This window comes from Bradyrhizobium sp. Kon37 (assembly GCF_055807535.1).
In genome coordinates this window covers 485,001-502,784 of sequence record NZ_JBVVOY010000004.1, presented here as the reverse complement: position 1 = coordinate 502,784, position 17,784 = coordinate 485,001, and the positions used below count along the sequence as shown (strand labels likewise).

Here is a 17,784-nt window from a genome sequence, read left to right as displayed (position 1 = left end):
ATGTCAGTCGCGGTCGGACCCCCGATCGCAAACGAGTCAGTGGTCAGAGATGGGCATCAAGTCAATTCCCAGTCCCGCGATCAGCGCCGACGAGCGCTCGCACGAGGTCGATCATCCGAGCTCCCAGGTCGCACGCTTCGGTGCCGACCAGCCGCTGCCGCTTGATTGCGGCGTCGATCTCACCCCGTTCCAGATCGCATATCAGACCTATGGCGAGCTCAATGCCGAGCGGTCCAACGCCATCCTGATCTGCCATGCGCTGACGCTCGACCAGCACGTCGCCAATGTGCACCCGCTGACCGGCAAGCCGGGCTGGTGGGAAATCATGGTGGGGACCGGCCGCCCGCTCGACACCAACAAGTATTTCATCATCTGCTCGAACGTCATCGGCGGCTGCATGGGCTCGACCGGCCCCGCGTCGACCAATCCGGCGACCGGCAAAGTGTGGGGCCTGGATTTTCCGATCATCACCATCCCCGACATGGTGCGAGCCCAGGCCATGCTGCTCGACCGCCTCGGCATCGATACGCTGCTCTGCGTCGTCGGAGGCTCGATGGGCGGCATGCAGGTGCTGCAATGGACTGCGGCCTATCCGCATCGCGTCTTCTCCGCGCTCCCGACCGCATGCAGCACGCGCCATTCGGCGCAGAATATCGCCTTCCACGAACTCGGCCGGCAGGCGGTGATGGCCGATCCGGAATGGCATGGCGGACGCTACGTTGATCACGGCACCCATCCGCATCGCGGCCTCGCCGTCGCCCGCATGGCCGGGCACATCACCTATCTCTCCGACGCCGCGCTGCATCGCAAATTCGGACGGCGGATGCAGGACCGCGAGCTGCCGACCTTCTCGTTCGACGCCGACTTCCAGGTCGAGTCCTATCTGCGCTACCAGGGCTCGTCCTTTGTCGAACGCTTCGACGCCAACTCCTATCTCTATCTGACCCGCGCGATGGACTATTTCGACATCGCCGGCGACCATGGCGGCGTGCTGGCGAAGGCGTTCGCGGGAATCCAGACCCGGTTCTGCGTGGTCTCCTTCACCAGCGACTGGCTGTTCCCGACCTCGGAATCGCGGGCGCTGGTGCACGCGCTGAACGCGTCGAGCGCGCGGGTGTCGTTCGCCGAGATCGAGACCGATCGCGGTCACGATGCGTTCCTGCTCGACGTGCCCGAGTTCTTCGACATCGCCCGTGCATTCTTGCAGTCGGCAGGCAAGGCGCGCGGGCTCACCGCCAAGAAAGCTTAAAGGACGGCTAGTCATGTCTGTACAGGAAGCGCTGCCGCTCGGCGGCCTTGCGACCGGGCAGCCCGGCGATTTTCGCGCCGACCATGTGCTGGTGGCCGAGATGGTCAAGCCGGGCTCGAAAGTGCTCGACGTCGGGTGTGGCGAGGGCGACCTGCTCCAGCTGCTGGAAACCCGCGGCATCGACGGCCGCGGCATCGAGCTGTCGCGCGAGGGCGTCAACCGCTGCGTCGCCAAGGGTCTTGCGGTGGTGCAGGGCGATGCCGACACCGACCTCGTGAATTATCCGGATGACGCCTTTGACTACGTGATCCTGTCGCAGACGTTGCAGGCAACGCGGCAGCCGAAAGTGGTGCTGGAGAATTTGCTGCGCATCGGCCGCCGCGCCATCGTGTCGTTCCCGAATTTCGGCTTCTGGAAGATGCGGCTCCAGCTCCTGATCGGCGGCCACATGCCGCGCACGGAGAACCTGCCGGCAAGCTGGTATGACACCGCCAACATCCATTTCTGCACCATCAAGGATTTCGTCGAGCTCTGCGACGCGATCGACGTCAAGATGGAACGTGCCGAGGCGCTCGACCTCTACGGCCGCCCGCTGCGTCTGCGGATGCCCTGGTGGGTGTGGAATCTGTTCGGCGAGCAGGGCGTGTTCTTGCTGACGCGAGGCGGCAGGAAGTAGGTCCGCCCGTAGCCCGGATGGAGCGCAGCGCAATCCGGGATTCTATCCGCGGACGCGAACGCCCCGGATTACGCTTTCGCTCCATCCGGGCTACGCGACGGAGCGTGTGGTGACGCCGTCGCGCTAATGCGCCGCCAGTGACCTCGGATCGCGCGCTGGCCATCTTCCCGCTTCCACCAGCGTGACGAACCGTTCCACCGTTTCGTTGAACAGCGCGGGCTCTTCGAGATTGAGCACGTGGCCGGACTTCGGAAACATGGCGAGCCCTGCCGCAGGCAGGTGCTTCTTCAGGAACAGGCTTGCGCCCACGCACGGATCGTCCTCGTCGCCGCAGATGATGAGTGCCGGCGTCGTGGCGGCCCTGATCGCGTCCGTCATCGTAAAGATCGAGGGACGGCCCGCCTGGAAGCCGCGCATCGTCCGCGCCGATCCCTTGGCGTCGTGCCGCGCCAGGGCAGCGTAGAAATCGGCGTGGCCGCGCGGGTCCTTCACCAGGAAGGGAATCCGGCTCGGCGCCTCGCGCGTGACTTTTGCGACTTCGGCTGAGCCGAGCATCTCGAATTGCTCCGCGTTGGCGCGGCACTGCTGGCGCCATGCGTCGAGGTTCTCGATCTCCGAGCCCGAGCCGACGCCGGCGAGCGTCATCGACAGCGCACGTTGGGGCGCGTTGAGCCCGATCTGGAGTGACGAATAGGCGCCCATCGAGAGGCCGACGAAGTGCGCGCGGTCGATCTTCAGATGATCGAGCACCGCGAGCGCATCGGTATAGAAATGCGTGTAGCCGTAGACCTCGCCATCAGGCACGTCCGATGGCGTGTAGCCGCGCGCGGAATAGGTGATGCAGCGATGGCCGCGCGAAAAGTAGCGCATCTGCGGCTCCCAATTGGTGTAGTCGGCCGCGAATTCGTGCAGAAAAATAATCGGCGTGCCGGTGCCTGCTTCTTCGAAATAGAGGCGACAATTGTCCTTCGTGAGGGCGTGAGGCATCCGGTTTTCTCCCTGAGGTGGCTGCGGCATTGGAATGCCGTCCTGCGGTGAGCGCATACGACCCTAACACTTATTAATCATCGTCGAAAATCTCCGCGACCGCGTCTTGTTCTCGCCACATCAGGATACTGATACAGCCCGCGGATGTCGGCCACCGCACGGGCCGACGGGGAAGTGGGGGTGTCAACGAAGGATGAAGAATGTTCGAGTTGTTTGCGTCTCGCCTGTCGCGCTGTGTCGTCGCGTTGGCTGTTTTCTTCGCGGCGGTGGCCGCGCTCACCTCGCCGGCGTCAGCACGATCTCATCGTCATAGCGCAGAGCGGCACGCTTACGCGCATCACGCCAGCAGATATCATCATTACCGGCATGCACGCGGTTCGCGCTTCGAGCGCGGCGCGGCGCAATTGCAGGCGAGCGGCTTCGGCAACACCTTCGCCAGCTATGACCCGAACGCCAATAGCGGCGGCATCGCCATGAGCGGCAGCGGTGGAGTGGCCATGAGCGGCGGCGGTGGAATGGCTATGAGCGGCAACGCTGGAATGGTTACCAGAGATAGCGGTGGGATGACCACGCGCGCCAGCCGTCGAATCGCCACGAGGCGTGGCGGTGGGATGGCCACTGAGGCGAATGTCGGCGGCTTGGCCAATAGCGCCACGAGCAGCGGCGGCTTCGGTGGCGGATCGGGCCTCGTGTCCGAGGCACGCCGCTATGTCGGCGGCAATCCGACCGGCCGCGGCAGCCTGTGGTGCGCGCGGTTCATGAACATGGTGCTTGAGAAGACCGGTCACCGTGGCACCGGCTCCGATATGGCGAATTCGTTCGCGCATTACGGCACGCGCGTCTCCGGTCCGCAGGTCGGCGCCATCGCAGTGATGTCGCGCGGTGGTCGGGGTGGCCATGTCGGCATCATCACCGGCATCGACGCGCAGGGTAATCCGATCATGATCTCCGGCAACAACGGCAACCGCGTCCGCGAAGCGCCGATCTCGCGCGGCCGGATCTATGCGTATGTGATGCCGAATTGAGGAGGGCCCGTAGGGTGGGCAAAGGCGCGTTAGCGCCGTGCCCACCAGCGGTGCGTCAACGTTCGTAAGCTGGAATGGTGGGCACGCTACCGCTTTGCCCACCCTACCGCAGCTCAGACGAGTCTCGGCTCTTCCAATGCAACCGCGTCGCCCACGCCGATATCGCCGTCGGCGATCACCTCGGCATAGATGCCGCAGTCCATGTGGCCGAGATTGCTCGAGAGCGTGGTCGGGATTTCGAGATCGCGCCTGGCGGTCTGAGGGTCGACATTGGTGGCCGGGCAGCGCTTGATGCGCTTGACCACTTCCAGCCGGGCCTGTCCGATCGCGAGCGTCTGGCCGACGAGGTCGAGCTCCGACCAGGCCGGCCAGCCCTTCACGTAGAGATTGGCCCGGAAGCGCAGCGGGTGGACGGCTGCGCCGCCGAGCATGGTCTCGAGCGCGCGAACGCTGTCGAGATTGATGATGGACACGACCTTGCGGGCGACGTCGGAAAAGCTGTGGTCGCGGCCGGACAGGATTTTGGGCGGACCCTTCAGCTCCGGTTGAAAGTTCTCGCTGAAATAGGCCTCGATGGCGGCGCGCCCGGCCGCGGTCTCGAGATCGCCGCTGGCGACGATCTGGCCGTCCTTGCGGATGGTCAGGCGGTTGGTCGCGTCCTCGAACCGGCTGTTGAGCGAAGCCAGCCGCTCATTGCGCGCCAGCATCAGGAACTGGATCTTCGGCTTCCACTGCGGCTGGCCCGGATCGAAGCCGCTGGGGCCGTTCTCGATGGCGTAGCGGCGGTCGGCGGGCAGGGTCTGGCCGGTTCGCAGGGAGACGCGGGGCAGCGGCTCCGGCGTCAGGCCCTTGATTGGATAACGGTAGAGGCCGGTGATCTCGGCGGTCTGGCTGGCTGTCATTGCGTTAGGGGTCATGCCGCTACTTAGGGGATTCGGCCCATCGGCGCCAAGCGGGCGGATCCGCGCACGAAATTGTGAACTCGCCTCTTCCGGTCCGAGGCCTCGCTTCCCACATCTGGGTCAGGCCGGCGCCAGCGCCGGCTGGTAACGACCGTTGCCGGTTGAGAAACGTCAATGCGGTCATCGGAAACCCAATGAAGATGCCGTTTGGAGTGCCTTAGAGGGCTCCAGGGGCAGGCCGAGGGAAAGACCACGATATGAATATCGAAAAATATACCGAACGCTCCAGGGGCTTCGTCCAGTCCGCGCAGTCGCTTGCGGTGCGCGAAGGGCACCAGCAGTTTTCGACCCTGCACGTCCTGAAAGTGCTGCTGGACGACAATGAAGGCCTCGCTGCCGGTCTGATCGACCGTGCCGGCGGCAATTCCCGCGCCATCCTGAAGGCGACCGAGGACGCCCTGAACAAGGTGCCGAAGGTCTCTGGCGGCGGCGCCGGCCAGATCTATCTGGCGCCTGAGCTCGCCCGCACCTTCGACGCCGCCGAAAAGGCCGGCGAGAAGGCCGGCGACAGCTTTGTCACGGTCGAGCGGCTGCTGCTCGGCCTCGCGCTGGAGAAGACCAGCGAGGCCGGCGCGATCCTGGCCAAGGGCGGCGTCACCCCGCAAAACCTCAACGCGGCGATCGAGGCGCTGCGCAAGGGCCGGACCGCGGACTCCGCCACGGCCGAGAACGCGTATGACGCGCTGAAGAAATATGCCCGCGACCTCACCCAGGCGGCGCGCGATGGCAAGCTCGATCCGGTCATCGGCCGCGACGAAGAGATCCGCCGTACGATCCAGGTGCTGTCGCGCCGGACCAAGAACAATCCCGTCCTGATCGGCGAGCCCGGTGTCGGCAAGACCGCCATCGCCGAGGGCCTGGCGCTGCGCATCGTCAACGGCGATGTGCCGGAGAGCCTGAAGGACAAGAAGCTGCTGTCGCTCGACCTCGGCTCGCTGATCGCGGGTGCAAAATATCGCGGCGAGTTCGAGGAGCGGCTGAAGGCCGTGCTGCAGGAGGTGACCGGGAGCGAGGGCAATTTCGTCCTGTTCATCGACGAGATGCACACGTTGATCGGCGCGGGCAAGGGCGACGGCGCGATGGACGCGTCCAATTTGCTCAAGCCTGCGCTCGCCCGCGGCGAGCTGCACTGCATCGGCGCCACCACGCTCGACGAGTACCAAAAGCACGTCGAAAAGGACGCGGCGCTGGCGCGGCGTTTCCAGCCGATCTTCGTCAGCGAGCCCTCGGTCGAGGATACGATCTCGATCCTGCGCGGGCTGAAGGACAAGTACGAGCAGCATCACGGTGTGCGGATCACCGATTCCGCGCTGGTCGCCGCCACGACGCTGTCCAACCGCTACATCACCGACCGCTTCCTGCCGGACAAGGCCATCGACCTCATGGACGAGGCGGCGGCGCGGCTCAAGATGCAGGTCGACTCCAAGCCGGAAGAGCTGGATTCGATGGATCGGGAAATCATCCGGCTGAAGATCGAGCAGGAAGCATTGAAGAAAGAGAGCGATGCCGGTTCGAAGAGCCGCCTGCAGACGCTGGAGAAGGAGCTGGCCGATCTCGAGGAGAAGTCCGCGGCGCTCACCGCACGCTGGAGCGCGGAGAAGAACAAGCTCTCCGACGCCCAGAAGCTGAAGGCCGAGCTCGACGGCTTACGGGTCGAACTCGCCAACGCGCAGCGGCGCGGTGAATTCCAGAAGGCCGGCGAGCTGGCCTATGGCCGGATCCCCGAGCTCGAAAAGCAGCTCGCAGACATCGAGGCCAAGGAGAACTCCGGCGAGATGATGGAGGAGGCGGTCACCGCCAACCACATCGCGCAGGTGGTCTCGCGCTGGACCGGCGTGCCCGTCGACAAGATGCTCGAAGGCGAGAAGGACAAGCTGCTGCGGATGGAGGACTCGCTCGGCAAGCGCGTCGTCGGCCAGGCCGAAGCCGTGCGTGCAGTCGCGACCGCGGTGCGCCGTTCGCGCGCGGGGCTGCAGGATCCGAACCGGCCGACCGGCTCGTTCATGTTCCTGGGGCCGACCGGCGTCGGCAAGACCGAGCTGACGAAAGCGCTCGCCGAATATCTGTTCAACGACGAGACCGCGATGGTCCGCCTCGACATGTCCGAGTACATGGAGAAGCACTCGGTCTCGCGGCTGATCGGCGCGCCTCCGGGCTATGTCGGCTATGACGAGGGCGGTGCGCTGACCGAAGCGGTGCGGCGCCGGCCCTACCAGGTGGTGCTGTTCGACGAGATCGAGAAGGCGCATCCCGACGTGTTCAACGTGCTGTTGCAGGTGCTCGATGACGGCCGCCTCACCGACGGCCAGGGCCGCACCGTCGACTTCCGCAACACGCTGATCATCATGACCTCGAACCTCGGTTCGGAGTTTCTGGTGAACCAGCCGGAGGGCGAAGACACCTCGGCCGTGCGCGAGCAGGTGATGGGAATGGTGCGGTCGCACTTCAGGCCAGAGTTCTTGAACCGCGTCGATGAGATCATCCTGTTCCACCGCTTGCAGAGGAGCGAGATGGGCCGGATCGTCGAGATCCAGTTCGCGCGGCTGCAAAAGCTTTTGACCGATCGCAAGATCGTGCTGACGCTCGACGCTGCGGGCCGCGACTGGCTCGCCGCCAAGGGCTGGGATCCCGCCTACGGCGCACGGCCGCTCAAGCGCGTGATCCAGCGTCATGTCCAGGATCCGCTCGCCGAGATGATCCTGGCCGGCGACGTCAAGGACGGCGATACCGTTGCAATCTCGTCCGAAGGCAACGTGCTGACCTTCAACGGCAAGGCGCCGCAGACCGCGGAGATCGCCCAGTTCGAGGCGCCGGTGTCGAAGCGGAAGCTGAACTGAGCGTCCAAAACAGCACATTGAACCTGCTCAAACCTCCCCGCGACGCGGGGAGGTTTTTTCGTACCGGCAACGCGCGCAATCTGCTTCGCCCGACGCGCAATCAGGTGTCGCGCTATATGCGTGACAAGCATCACAACCGCTGGCTGCGTCGTTGCGACGCACGCAAAAGCCGTGTGTTATAAATGAAACACGTTCCGCGCTTTCGCTGAGAGCGTGCATGAATCTTCTTGAACAATCCGGTCGAGGCTCGCCACAATCCCCCAAGATTTAAGGGGCTGTGGCGACGCTCGGTATTTTCCGGAATGTTGCTCGCGTGAGGCTGTCGCTCACAGTGACAGAGTTAGCGCGCCATAGTCTGAAAGATATTGTGGGAGCGTGCGATGCGTGCGGGTATCGTTGCGATTTGCATTGCGTTGGCGTTAGCGCTCAGCGGTTGTCTCTCGGTCGAAGAGAAGCTGATTCAGGAAGGCATTGGCACTGAGTTGCCAGCCGAGGATATGGCGGAGTCGACCCGCCGACTTGAAGTCTATCTTTCGTACCTGTGTGTGCAGGCCGGTGGGGTGAAGATCGTCGATCCGGTCTCTGATGCCATCGTCTCCTGCGACGTAAGCCGATACGGAAGCGCCCAATGGGCAGCTTTGGTAAGTGCTGGCTTCAACGATATCGACCGTCGATGCGACAGTTATCTTGCCTGGCTAGCCAGCCGGCGTCGTGACCGCAGCGCCATCCTGAGCCAGATTCACGACACGCGGACTTTTACCGAAGCGCTGTTGTACACAACCGGTGTTGGCGCCGCGCCGATCGCCATAGCAGGTCTCGCCTTCGGTCTGGCTAGCAATTCCTTCACCAACTACTACTCGCGGCTGCTGTTCGAAATCGAGAAATCGACTGTCTCGCTTCTGGTGCGTGAGAAACGCTTGCAGTACCGCGAGACACTGAAAGTGCGGATTGCATATCAGCCAGACGCCGTGCACGTGCTCCGGGAATATATGCTGATTTGTACGCCATTCTACATCGAAGACCTGGTCAATCAGCGGACTCGCGACAGTGTCGCGGGCAACACGTCGCCCGACAAAGGCAACGCAGAACAGATTCGCAGATCATTGGTGGCGGGTGCCTTGCTCGATTCGATTCCAGCAAAGCCACGTGATCCGCTGCCGGGAGTCAACACCAACCCCCTCATCCGCGAAGAAAAAATGACGGGCGGAGAGACCGATAGCGAGCGAGGTACACCCAAATCAGCCGGGCAATCAATTCAAGCGAACCTGTGCGTGCCGATTGGTGCGGCTTTCGATGCAATAACGAGGGAAGCTATCCGGCAGGCGAAGGTTGGCGGCAACAATAGTAGTGCCAACGCCAAGCCATTCACGAACGTCAAGAACCAGATCACAAGTGCGGCCGAGGTTCAGATTTTTTTGGGAGCGCGTCCGTGCAGCGTCGATATGTCCGGGACGGATCGCGGATACCGGACGGCCTTTGAGAAATTCCGTTTCGCGGATGAAAATGGAGTCAAAATACTCCAGGGCATTCTTGCGATTTGCGATCCTACTTTTAGGGACAAGGCATCCGGCAAATTTGATGCCGCGACGCGAGCCGCAATCAAAATTGCAAAGAGTAAGATGTCAGAAGCGAGGAAGGCCGAGATCGCGGATCGCGATACGGAAACGTTGACTGACAAGTCATTCAGGAACGTTTCGCTGACATGCACGTGACGTGATTTCCTCGCCTGAGATTCTTTTGCCGGAGAAAGATTTATGCCCGAGGTCAAAAAAATTCTGTTTGATCAGTTCTTGCGCAAAAATGGAAAGGACGATTCTGCCCTCGTCGAATTGGATGAGCAGGAGCTCCAGGTCTTTGCCGGCGAAAAAGTGGACACCGGTGCCAAAGACCCAGTGACCGAAACGATTGGCGGCAATCCTGTGACGTGGGTTTTCGTCAGTGCAAAGGGCGGCAACGATGCCGATAAGCGGAAGGGATTCGTAGCGACAAGATTTCTCGTCGATGAGGGTACCGAGGTTCTGGCGTCAGGCGGTTTCCAGCCATTTCCGGTTGAAGTCGAAAAAGCGGCGTTTGCAGATGCTTGCTACGTGCAAGCTGAGCTGAACAAGACCAATCCGGCCTACCTTTACGCGCTGGCATTCGTCCTAAGCGGCGATCAATGGAGCGATACCCACGTCAAGGCCATTGATCCGGCGGATGCTGTATCGTTCGGGGTATACCGATTCACGAAAGACCTCTGGGCTAAATTGTTGATCCTGCCCGAACTCGCCGGACTTACTCCGGATCATATCCGATTCCCAACGGCGCAATGCGTCGCTGCGGGGGTTCTTGCGGCGAAATCGGCAACACTGCTCAAAGGATTGGTCACCGATCACGGATTGAGCGCGATTGATCTCTTTCTTGCGCACATTTTCGCGGACGACGATACGTTTGGCTCAAATGCAGCTGATAAAATTCTTCAGGCCGAGAAAGCCAACCCGGCTCAGTCGTCGCTGAATGTGATCAAGCAAATCTATCCGGATGATGACGACCGAACGGCGTTCCTGAAGCGCAACAAGGCGATCTTCAAGGAAGATGGCTCGGCAACGATCCAAGAGGCCCTCCAGACTTGCGTAGACAAGTTCAGTGCTGCCTTCGAGGAAGTGAAGAAGCTCGCGCATGAGATCGAAAAGAGCGTGCCATCCGACGTCAATAATCCGATTTTTGGCATTCAGTTCAGCGGGAAGATGGTTTCGGTCACGGATCAGGACGTGGACGCCTTGGCGAGGGTCAGTGAAAGTGAGGTGGGCAACTTCGGGGTGAAATTTGGAGAGCCTGTGCTAACTGATGCGATGGGCGCGGTGATCGATACTGTTTTCAATCGCGTCGTGTATCCGAGCACGGAATTCCCAAAGACAATTCAGGGGGTCATCAATCAAAAGAGCCAGTTTTCGGCCATCAATGATCTGGGAACTTGGGAGAAGCTGCCGAAGCCATCGGACAAGCATATCGAGATCGCGCTTCACCATATTCAGAACCGCGCGCGCGGAACGGCCAGCAAGATCAAGGGGGCGACCCATTTCTTCAATCCTCAATCCCATCCGAGTTGGGGAGAGCCGATCAGGGCTCACCCGATAGCTTCCTATGGGGTGCCGCCGGATTCTCATATTCACGGCTTTCCGGAAAACTATCATCCCCCGGAGGCCCATGCGATTCAGCTTGGTCAGGACGCATGGGTGTTCTCGGGAGATGGGCAACCGCAAGGTCCACTCATCAGCCCGGACAAGTCCGCATCGGCGATCATTGCCGCAGCGACGAAGGAATGGGAGTTTTGGGGTAGATCGATCCCCGGGAGGATCGGACACGTCGACAATGAGGCGCCGTTCGCGACCTATGTTCGCGATACCTATTGCAGGCTGTTGGGGTCGCATCCCTCGTTGGAGGATATCGAAAGAGACGTCTACTTCTGGTCGGCGGTTACGATCTGCTACATGATCAGGCAGGCCGGCATTCAAGCCTCGGCCTTTACGATCTCGGAACGGCATTCCACATATATCCGCGAGGCGATCAAAGCCCAGCAACAGCAGGACACGAGCAAGGCCTATTGGGGCTTCCGTCTGAGCGACAAGGAGGCCGTCGTGGCAGTTGGGGACATTATCGGAGCCGGACGGACCAAGGGGATGACCTTTGACCAGGCGCAGGCTCTCTTTGACAAGACGGAGGACTATGACAGTCACAGTGACATCGTTGTTGCGGTCAGAGAAGGGGAGGCCGATGTGATCGGTGGCAACGTTTCCGATTCCGTGACGAAAAAGACGATCGTCTTGGATGCGAAAGGCAAGGTCAAAGACAGGAAGAATCTGTCTTTCGTTGTGATGAAGAAGCGCTGATCTCGGGAAGGTCCGGTCCTTACGCCCACTCCAGTCCCCCGCTGCGGACAGCTTGACCCGGCGCTATCCGGCCCTCTCCGAGATCCGACAAGACGTCCACTGGCTCGCGCGCGTTCCTACCGCCAAGGGCAGAGTCGATTGGCAGCCGCTACTTCTTCACCACCCTATAAATCGCGTTCTCGACATCCGAGCTGAAGTAGATCACGCCGGAAGCGCCAATCGCCACGCCCGTCGGAATATGGGTCGGCAGGCCGCCGGGCGCACCCACGAGGCCGATCGGGAGATTGGCCGCGATCTCGGTGATCGTGCCGCTCTCCGGTGCGATCTCGATCAACCGCTTGGCGCCGACCTCCGCCACGATCAGCTTGCCGTCGCTGGCGCGGGCGATGCCTTCGGGCATTTTCAGGTCCTTGGCGATGACCGTCTTTTCGCCGTTGCTTTCGATCATCGAGACGACGCCGGAAAAGGCTTCGGTGGCATAGACCTCGCCGCGCGATCCGGCGACCAGCCCGACCGGGCCCTCCAGGCCGCCGATCAGTGTGGTGCGGTCCTTGCCGTGCTCGCCGCTGACGCGGACCAGCGATTTGGTGCCGAGCTCGGTGACCAGAATGCTGCCGTCCGCGAGCACGAGCGCGTCGTGCGGCGCCTTGAAGCCGTGCAGCATGTCGCGGGTGGCGCCGGTCTTGCCGTCGATCACCTGCACCGTGCCGGTGAACCAGCTCGACAGCACCACGTCGTTGCCCGTCGCCGTTGCACTCATCGGGTATTCGAGCGTGACGCCGGCGGCGTGCATGCGGGCCTTCTCGGTGACCTCGCCGGTCGCGCCGTCCACCGTACGATAGGCGAACACGTCGGCGACGTGGATCGTATCCTTGCCGTTCTCCGACGTGACGCCGATGCCGCCGGGCAAGGCGAGCTTGCCGATGATGACCTGCCGCGCCTGGCCGGTCGCGGGATCGACCTCCTGGATGCCGTTGTCGGCCATGTTGGAGACGTAGATCCGGTCCTTGTCGTCGATCGCGAGATTGTCCAGCGACGGCTTCAATTGCGCGACCATGGTCTTGGCGCCCGATTTGGGATCGACCCTAACGAGTTGCCCGAGTGCGGTGTCGACCACCCAGAGATTGCCCCTGGAATCGAAGTTCACCGCGGCCGGGACCTTGAAGCCGTCGGCAACGACGGTCAGTTCGGCCTTGTCGACGTCGACCTTGGCGACCTGGCCCTTGAACCAGAGTGGACCGTAGAGCTTGTCGTCCGGACCGAACTCGAAGCCGTTGAGGCCGCCCATCTTCTCCATGATCTGGCGCGGCGGTTTGACGCCCTCGACGTCGATCTCATAGAGCGTGTCGCCGAGGAAGACGGTGGTGGCGTAGAGCCTGCCGTCCTTGCGGTAAGCGAGCGAGTTGATGCCGGGAAGGCCGGAAGCGAGTTTCTTGATCGGGCCGTCGCCCTTGCGCGAATAAAGATCTCCAGCCAGGAATCCGGTCCATGCCATGGTGCCGTCGGGCGCGAATGCGATGTCGTCAGCCATTCCGATCGGGGCGGGGATTGCAACCTTGGCGGTGCCGCCGGCGATGTCGACCTCGTAGAGCGCCGCGCCCGCGACGCTGCCGGCAAACAGATGGCCGGCCTTGTCGATCGCAAGCCCGTGCACGCCGTGGAACGCCGAGCCCGGGACGAGCTTGGTGACCTCCCAGTTTTCGGCCGAAACACTGGTGGCGGAGACAATCGCAGCGACGAAGGCTGCGCAGGCGAGCCTGTTGTTCATGGCGAGACCTCCCGTTTTTTGGAAAGTATTCGCTCCTCATGCCGCTTTGGCAAACGAAACTTGACGTTGTGATGCGGCCAAGCGGCCTCGCGCGAGGACGTCAAATCCGGATCGTCTTTGAAGATGATCGGCCGATCTCTGCCGGTTCGCCGGCTTTACCGGTTGGTGACCTGCAGCGGACCGCCGGTGGCGTCCGACATCCGGGCGATGGCGCCGGCGCGGCCGCTCATCATGCCGTCGAGCCGGTCGCGCTCCTTCTCGAAGCCGGCCAGCATCGGGCCTTCCAGCGAGCGGCCGCGCGGCAGTTTCACGCGCAGAGGATCGACGAAGCGACCGTTGACCAGGATTTCGTAGTGGACGTGCGGGCCGGTCGACGCGCCGGTCGAACCGACGAAGCCGATCACCTGGCCCTGCCGCACCTTCTTGCCGGGCTCCATACCCTTGGCAAAGGCCGACATATGGCCATAGGCGGTCTCGTAGCCGTTGTTATGCTTGATGCGGATGTATTTGCCGTAGCCGCCCTCGGGGCCGGCCTTCTCGATCACGCCGTTGCCGGAGGCGAAGATCGGCGTGCCGTAGGAGGTCGCCCAGTCGACGCCGGTATGCATCTTCACATAGCCGAGGATGGGGTGACGGCGACCGCCGAAGCCGGAGCGCATGATGGCGTTGTTGACGGGCTTGCGCACCAGGAACTTCTTCGCGCTCTTGCCGGTCTCGTCATAATAGTCGACGACGCCGTCGTCGGGGCTCTGGTAGCGGTAGTATTTCTTGGTCTCGCCGCCGAGCGTGAGCGAAGCGAACAGCACGTCGTTCTTTTCGCTCGCGGTCACGCCTTCGTCTTCGCCGGCGTAGAACACGTCGAATGAATCGCCCGGCGCCACCTTGCGCTGGAAATCGACGTCGTAGGAGTAGATCTTGATCATGTCGTCGATGACGGGCATCGGCACCTTGTTGCGCATCGCGGTCTCGTAGATGCTCTGGTAGAGCCGCACGCCCGTGCCGTCATCGTCGTCATCGTCGTCGCTGTTGGCGTTCGCCGCCGCGTCGGCGACGGTGTTCATGCTGGAGACGTCGACCGCGACGTATTTGCCGAGATCTGACAGCGCCGCGATCGCCTCGACCATGGTCTCGTTGGCGATGACGACGCGGTAGGGCTGCAGACGGGCGCCGGGGCTTGCGGGCGCCATCAGGATGCGCAGCTTCTCGCCTTCCTTCAGGCCGCCGTCGCGGCCGCGCGGACCGAGCGTCGCGGTGATCGCCTTGATCTCCTCGGCCGTGGCGCCGAGATCGCGCAGCACGCCGGCGACGCTGTCGCCCTTCTTGACCACGTGGATGCGTTCGCCGTTGGGATTGCCGCCGGTGATCTGCTCCTTGGTCTTCGGCAGCAGCGTGACGTTTTCCGGCACCACGCGCGTCTCGAAGCCGGCATAGGGATCGGACGGCGACACTTCGGTGGCGTAGGCGCTTCGGATGTCGGACGGGCCGGTCGCGCCGGAGACGTCGGCCGCAGCATTGGAGAGCGCGGCGTAGCGCACCCCGCCATTGCCGCGCCAATTGGCGGCATCGCGGACCCGCATCAGGATGTCGTCGAGCGCCACCACTGCGGAAATCTTGGCTTTCGGCAGCACCTGGGAGAGGTCCTTGGTGACGAACGAGACCTCGGCGTCGGGTTCGACGGCTTCCGGATTATTCGGATCCTCGGATGCCGTCTTCGGATCGGAGCCGACGTCGGTGAGAAGGCGTTGGGCGTTGAACGGCGGGATCTTTGCCGACAGGTCGCTCGTCGTCATCGATAGATTGCCGGCGATCCGGATGAAGGGACGTACCCGCATCACGTCGCGGTTGCCGACGCGGGCGACGGTCGAGACGCGCACGATGTTGCGCGAGGCCGTAGATTCGTTCGGGGGCGGCAGGCGGTCGCTCTTGTGCAGCGTGGCGGCGCGGTCGGCTGCGCCGAATGCGCCGCGCAGCGCGCCTTCGACGCGCTCCGGCACCTTGGCGAAGGTCATCTCGCCGTCGAGCGAAGCGAAAACGGCGCCGCCGATCAGGGCTGCGCCGCAAAGTCCGGTTAGAATCGTCCCGCTGAACCATTGCACCGAGACGCGGCGGCGATCGATGACGGCGGCTTCGGAACCATCGACGGACAGCGGCGGCTCGTGGCCGAGATCGATGATCCCGGTCTCACGCCCGTAAGCGCCGCGTGACGTCCTGTGGTTCAACCCAAGTCCCCCAATCAACGACCCGAGAGCCCGATTTCGAGCAGCCCCGTTCTGAGCAGCCCCTGTTTCGAGCCCCTCCTTACGCCGCCCTCTCTGGGGCGTCTCCGGAAAAGGCAAGCCGCATAGGCGTCCGCGGTCAGAAGGCCCAGATGACGGACCGGCCGAAATTACGAACAGCTAAGCGGAAAAAAGATCTCTCGATGTGTCTCGAATGTCTGAAGAAGGCTGCTTCATCGGATGATCGCCTTCCTCTGACCCCACACAAACCGCCGGCAGCCCCCACTGGCATCCCTGCGATTCAAGCTTTGTCTGTACCAGAACGCCGGGGGATTGTGGCTCAAGTACGGCGCCTAATATGGAAAAGTTTCCGGAAACGACTGGGCGTCGGGGCCTTCCAGGGGCGGGCGCTCCAAGCCGCGGCCAAGGCGCCTCCATGCCCCCTCCGGAGCCCCCTCGGGCCCAAACTTTTTTTGGGTTTTTTCTCCGCGCTGGCCCGATCCAGTGGCTCGGTGACTTTCTAACCTGCTGTAATCGCGTGGATTTTTCGAACAATCCACCGTGCGACGATTTTCTGACAATGGTCGTTGACAACCCCGATGGGTGGGGCCTATAACCCGACCACTGAGCGCGGCGCCGCCGGGTCACTGACCAAGGCGAGCGAACGCGCCACTGATGCTCCTCACCTTGTTGAGTGACACAACAGTCGACGTAAGTCGATTGGAGTTCATCCATCGTCGGTAAGGGTGTCGGAACCCTTCCTCTCTGGAAGGTTGGGGCCTCCTGGTCCCGGGCTGTTTGACAAGTGAAGATGAAGAAAGAGAAACGTGGACGGCGGAGTCCTTGCGCCTCTCGGGTACTGAAGAGCTTCGGCTTTTGAGTTCTGAGAGGGGACGAAAGACTTCGGCGGTACACGTTTTAAGGTTACACCATCGTTGCCAGCGATGTGAATCGCGGGCAGCTCATCGACTTCGGTCGATGAAAAATGGTGGGACCTCGTCAAAACGTTGTGATCAGCCGGTTCAAAGTTCAAGTCCAACTTGAGAGTTTGATCCTGGCTCAGAGCGAACGCTGGCGGCAGGCTTAACACATGCAAGTCGAGCGGGCGTAGCGATACGTCAGCGGCAGACGGGTGAGTAACGCGTGGGAACATACCTTTTGGTTCGGAACAACACAGGGAAACTTGTGCTAATACCGGATAAGCCCTTACGGGGAAAGATTTATCGCCGAAAGATTGGCCCGCGTCTGATTAGCTAGTTGGTGAGGTAATGGCTCACCAAGGCGACGATCAGTAGCTGGTCTGAGAGGATGATCAGCCACATTGGGACTGAGACACGGCCCAAACTCCTACGGGAGGCAGCAGTGGGGAATATTGGACAATGGGCGCAAGCCTGATCCAGCCATGCCGCGTGAGTGATGAAGGCCCTAGGGTTGTAAAGCTCTTTTGTGCGGGAAGATAATGACGGTACCGCAAGAATAAGCCCCGGCTAACTTCGTGCCAGCAGCCGCGGTAATACGAAGGGGGCTAGCGTTGCTCGGAATCACTGGGCGTAAAGGGTGCGTAGGCGGGTCTTTAAGTCAGGGGTGAAATCCTGGAGCTCAACTCCAGAACTGCCTTTGATACTGAGGATCTTGAGTTCGGGAGAGGTGAGTGGAACTGCGAGTGTAGAGGTGAAATTCGTAGATATTCGCAAGAACACCAGTGGCGAAGGCGGCTCACTGGCCCGATACTGACGCTGAGGCACGAAAGCGTGGGGAGCAAACAGGATTAGATACCCTGGTAGTCCACGCCGTAAACGATGAATGCCAGCCGTTAGTGGGTTTACTCACTAGTGGCGCAGCTAACGCTTTAAGCATTCCGCCTGGGGAGTACGGTCGCAAGATTAAAACTCAAAGGAATTGACGGGGGCCCGCACAAGCGGTGGAGCATGTGGTTTAATTCGACGCAACGCGCAGAACCTTACCAGCCCTTGACATGTCCAGGACCGGTCGCAGAGATGTGACCTTCTCTTCGGAGCCTGGAACACAGGTGCTGCATGGCTGTCGTCAGCTCGTGTCGTGAGATGTTGGGTTAAGTCCCGCAACGAGCGCAACCCCCGTCCTTAGTTGCTACCATTTAGTTGAGCACTCTAAGGAGACTGCCGGTGATAAGCCGCGAGGAAGGTGGGGATGACGTCAAGTCCTCATGGCCCTTA

The 17,784-nt window shown here is 61.9% G+C and carries 10 protein-coding genes and 1 rRNA gene (1 of these 11 cut by a window edge); 7 read left to right on the top strand and 4 right to left on the bottom strand.

Annotation, left to right across the window (positions count from 1 at the left end; all coding sequences use genetic code 11):
* Positions 1-49 precede the first annotated feature (49 nt).
* Both metX and metW read left to right on the top strand, forming a co-directional pair.
* Positions 50-1,249, top strand: a complete 1,200-nt coding sequence (metX, locus tag AC0L3J_RS13150) for a homoserine O-acetyltransferase MetX (protein WP_473347258.1) — start codon at positions 50-52, stop codon at positions 1,247-1,249.
* A 13-nt stretch (positions 1,250-1,262) separates the two neighbouring features.
* Positions 1,263-1,925 carry a methionine biosynthesis protein MetW gene (metW, locus tag AC0L3J_RS13145; protein ID WP_007597293.1) on the top strand — a complete coding sequence of 221 codons (663 nt, stop codon included), beginning with the start codon at positions 1,263-1,265 and terminating at the stop codon, positions 1,923-1,925.
* Between the two features lie 123 nt (positions 1,926-2,048).
* Here the strand turns inward: metW and AC0L3J_RS13140 are convergent, their stop codons facing one another.
* Positions 2,049-2,912, bottom strand: a complete 864-nt coding sequence (locus AC0L3J_RS13140) for an alpha/beta fold hydrolase (RefSeq protein WP_473347257.1) — start codon at positions 2,910-2,912, stop codon at positions 2,049-2,051.
* A 200-nt stretch (positions 2,913-3,112) separates the two neighbouring features.
* Here AC0L3J_RS13140 and AC0L3J_RS13135 point away from each other — a divergent pair, with 200 nt between their 5' ends.
* On the top strand, positions 3,113-3,937 hold the full coding sequence (locus AC0L3J_RS13135) for a TIGR02594 family protein (protein ID WP_473347256.1): 825 nt from the start codon (positions 3,113-3,115) through the stop codon (positions 3,935-3,937).
* A 113-nt stretch (positions 3,938-4,050) separates the two neighbouring features.
* Here AC0L3J_RS13135 and AC0L3J_RS13130 read toward each other — a convergent pair whose 3' ends face one another.
* Positions 4,051-4,839: an MOSC domain-containing protein gene (locus tag AC0L3J_RS13130; RefSeq protein WP_473347255.1), complete on the bottom strand. Its 789-nt coding sequence runs from the start codon at positions 4,837-4,839 to the stop codon at positions 4,051-4,053.
* A gap of 257 nt (positions 4,840-5,096) precedes the next feature.
* On the opposite strand from AC0L3J_RS13130, the gene clpB reads away from it, so the two are divergent.
* The 3 genes from clpB to AC0L3J_RS13115 all read left to right on the top strand — a co-directional run bounded on the left by clpB (position 5,097) and on the right by AC0L3J_RS13115 (position 11,605).
* Positions 5,097-7,736: an ATP-dependent chaperone ClpB gene (gene clpB, locus AC0L3J_RS13125; RefSeq protein WP_473347254.1), complete on the top strand. Its 2,640-nt coding sequence runs from the start codon at positions 5,097-5,099 to the stop codon at positions 7,734-7,736.
* 380 nt (positions 7,737-8,116) lie between these two features.
* A complete protein-coding gene (locus AC0L3J_RS13120) occupies positions 8,117-9,448 on the top strand; it encodes a hypothetical protein (RefSeq protein WP_473347253.1) in 1,332 nt (443 codons plus the stop codon).
* Positions 9,449-9,490: 42 nt separating this feature from the next.
* Positions 9,491-11,605: a DUF2272 domain-containing protein gene (locus tag AC0L3J_RS13115; RefSeq protein ID WP_473347252.1), complete on the top strand. Its 2,115-nt coding sequence runs from the start codon at positions 9,491-9,493 to the stop codon at positions 11,603-11,605.
* A 148-nt stretch (positions 11,606-11,753) separates the two neighbouring features.
* On the opposite strand, the gene AC0L3J_RS13110 is transcribed toward AC0L3J_RS13115, so the two are convergent.
* Together AC0L3J_RS13110 and AC0L3J_RS13105 are read right to left on the bottom strand one after the other, a co-directional pair.
* Positions 11,754-13,373: a hypothetical protein gene (locus tag AC0L3J_RS13110; protein WP_473347251.1), complete on the bottom strand. Its 1,620-nt coding sequence runs from the start codon at positions 13,371-13,373 to the stop codon at positions 11,754-11,756.
* 155 nt (positions 13,374-13,528) lie between these two features.
* Entirely contained in the window at positions 13,529-15,592 is a 2,064-nt protein-coding gene (locus tag AC0L3J_RS13105) for a peptidoglycan DD-metalloendopeptidase family protein (protein WP_473347250.1), read from the bottom strand.
* Between the two features lie 1,033 nt (positions 15,593-16,625).
* Here AC0L3J_RS13105 and AC0L3J_RS13100 point away from each other — a divergent pair.
* Positions 16,626-17,784 (top strand): 16S ribosomal RNA (locus tag AC0L3J_RS13100) (it continues 330 nt past the right edge of the window).

Bases quoted from the DNA above. Each gene is read 5' to 3' on its own strand.
- AC0L3J_RS13135 (WP_473347256.1), top strand. From the start codon at position 3,113: ATGTTCGAGTTGTTTGCGTCTCGCCTGTCGCGCTGTGTCGTCGCGTTG.
- AC0L3J_RS13130 (WP_473347255.1), bottom strand. From the start codon at position 4,839: ATGACAGCCAGCCAGACCGCCGAGATCACCGGCCTCTACCGTTATCCA.
- clpB (WP_473347254.1), top strand. From the start codon at position 5,097: ATGAATATCGAAAAATATACCGAACGCTCCAGGGGCTTCGTCCAGTCC.
- AC0L3J_RS13120 (WP_473347253.1), top strand. From the start codon at position 8,117: ATGCGTGCGGGTATCGTTGCGATTTGCATTGCGTTGGCGTTAGCGCTC.
- AC0L3J_RS13115 (WP_473347252.1), top strand. From the start codon at position 9,491: ATGCCCGAGGTCAAAAAAATTCTGTTTGATCAGTTCTTGCGCAAAAAT.
- AC0L3J_RS13110 (WP_473347251.1), bottom strand. From the start codon at position 13,373: ATGAACAACAGGCTCGCCTGCGCAGCCTTCGTCGCTGCGATTGTCTCC.
- AC0L3J_RS13140 (WP_473347257.1), bottom strand. From the start codon at position 2,912: ATGCCTCACGCCCTCACGAAGGACAATTGTCGCCTCTATTTCGAAGAA.
- metX (WP_473347258.1), top strand. From the start codon at position 50: ATGGGCATCAAGTCAATTCCCAGTCCCGCGATCAGCGCCGACGAGCGC.
- metW (WP_007597293.1), top strand. From the start codon at position 1,263: ATGTCTGTACAGGAAGCGCTGCCGCTCGGCGGCCTTGCGACCGGGCAG.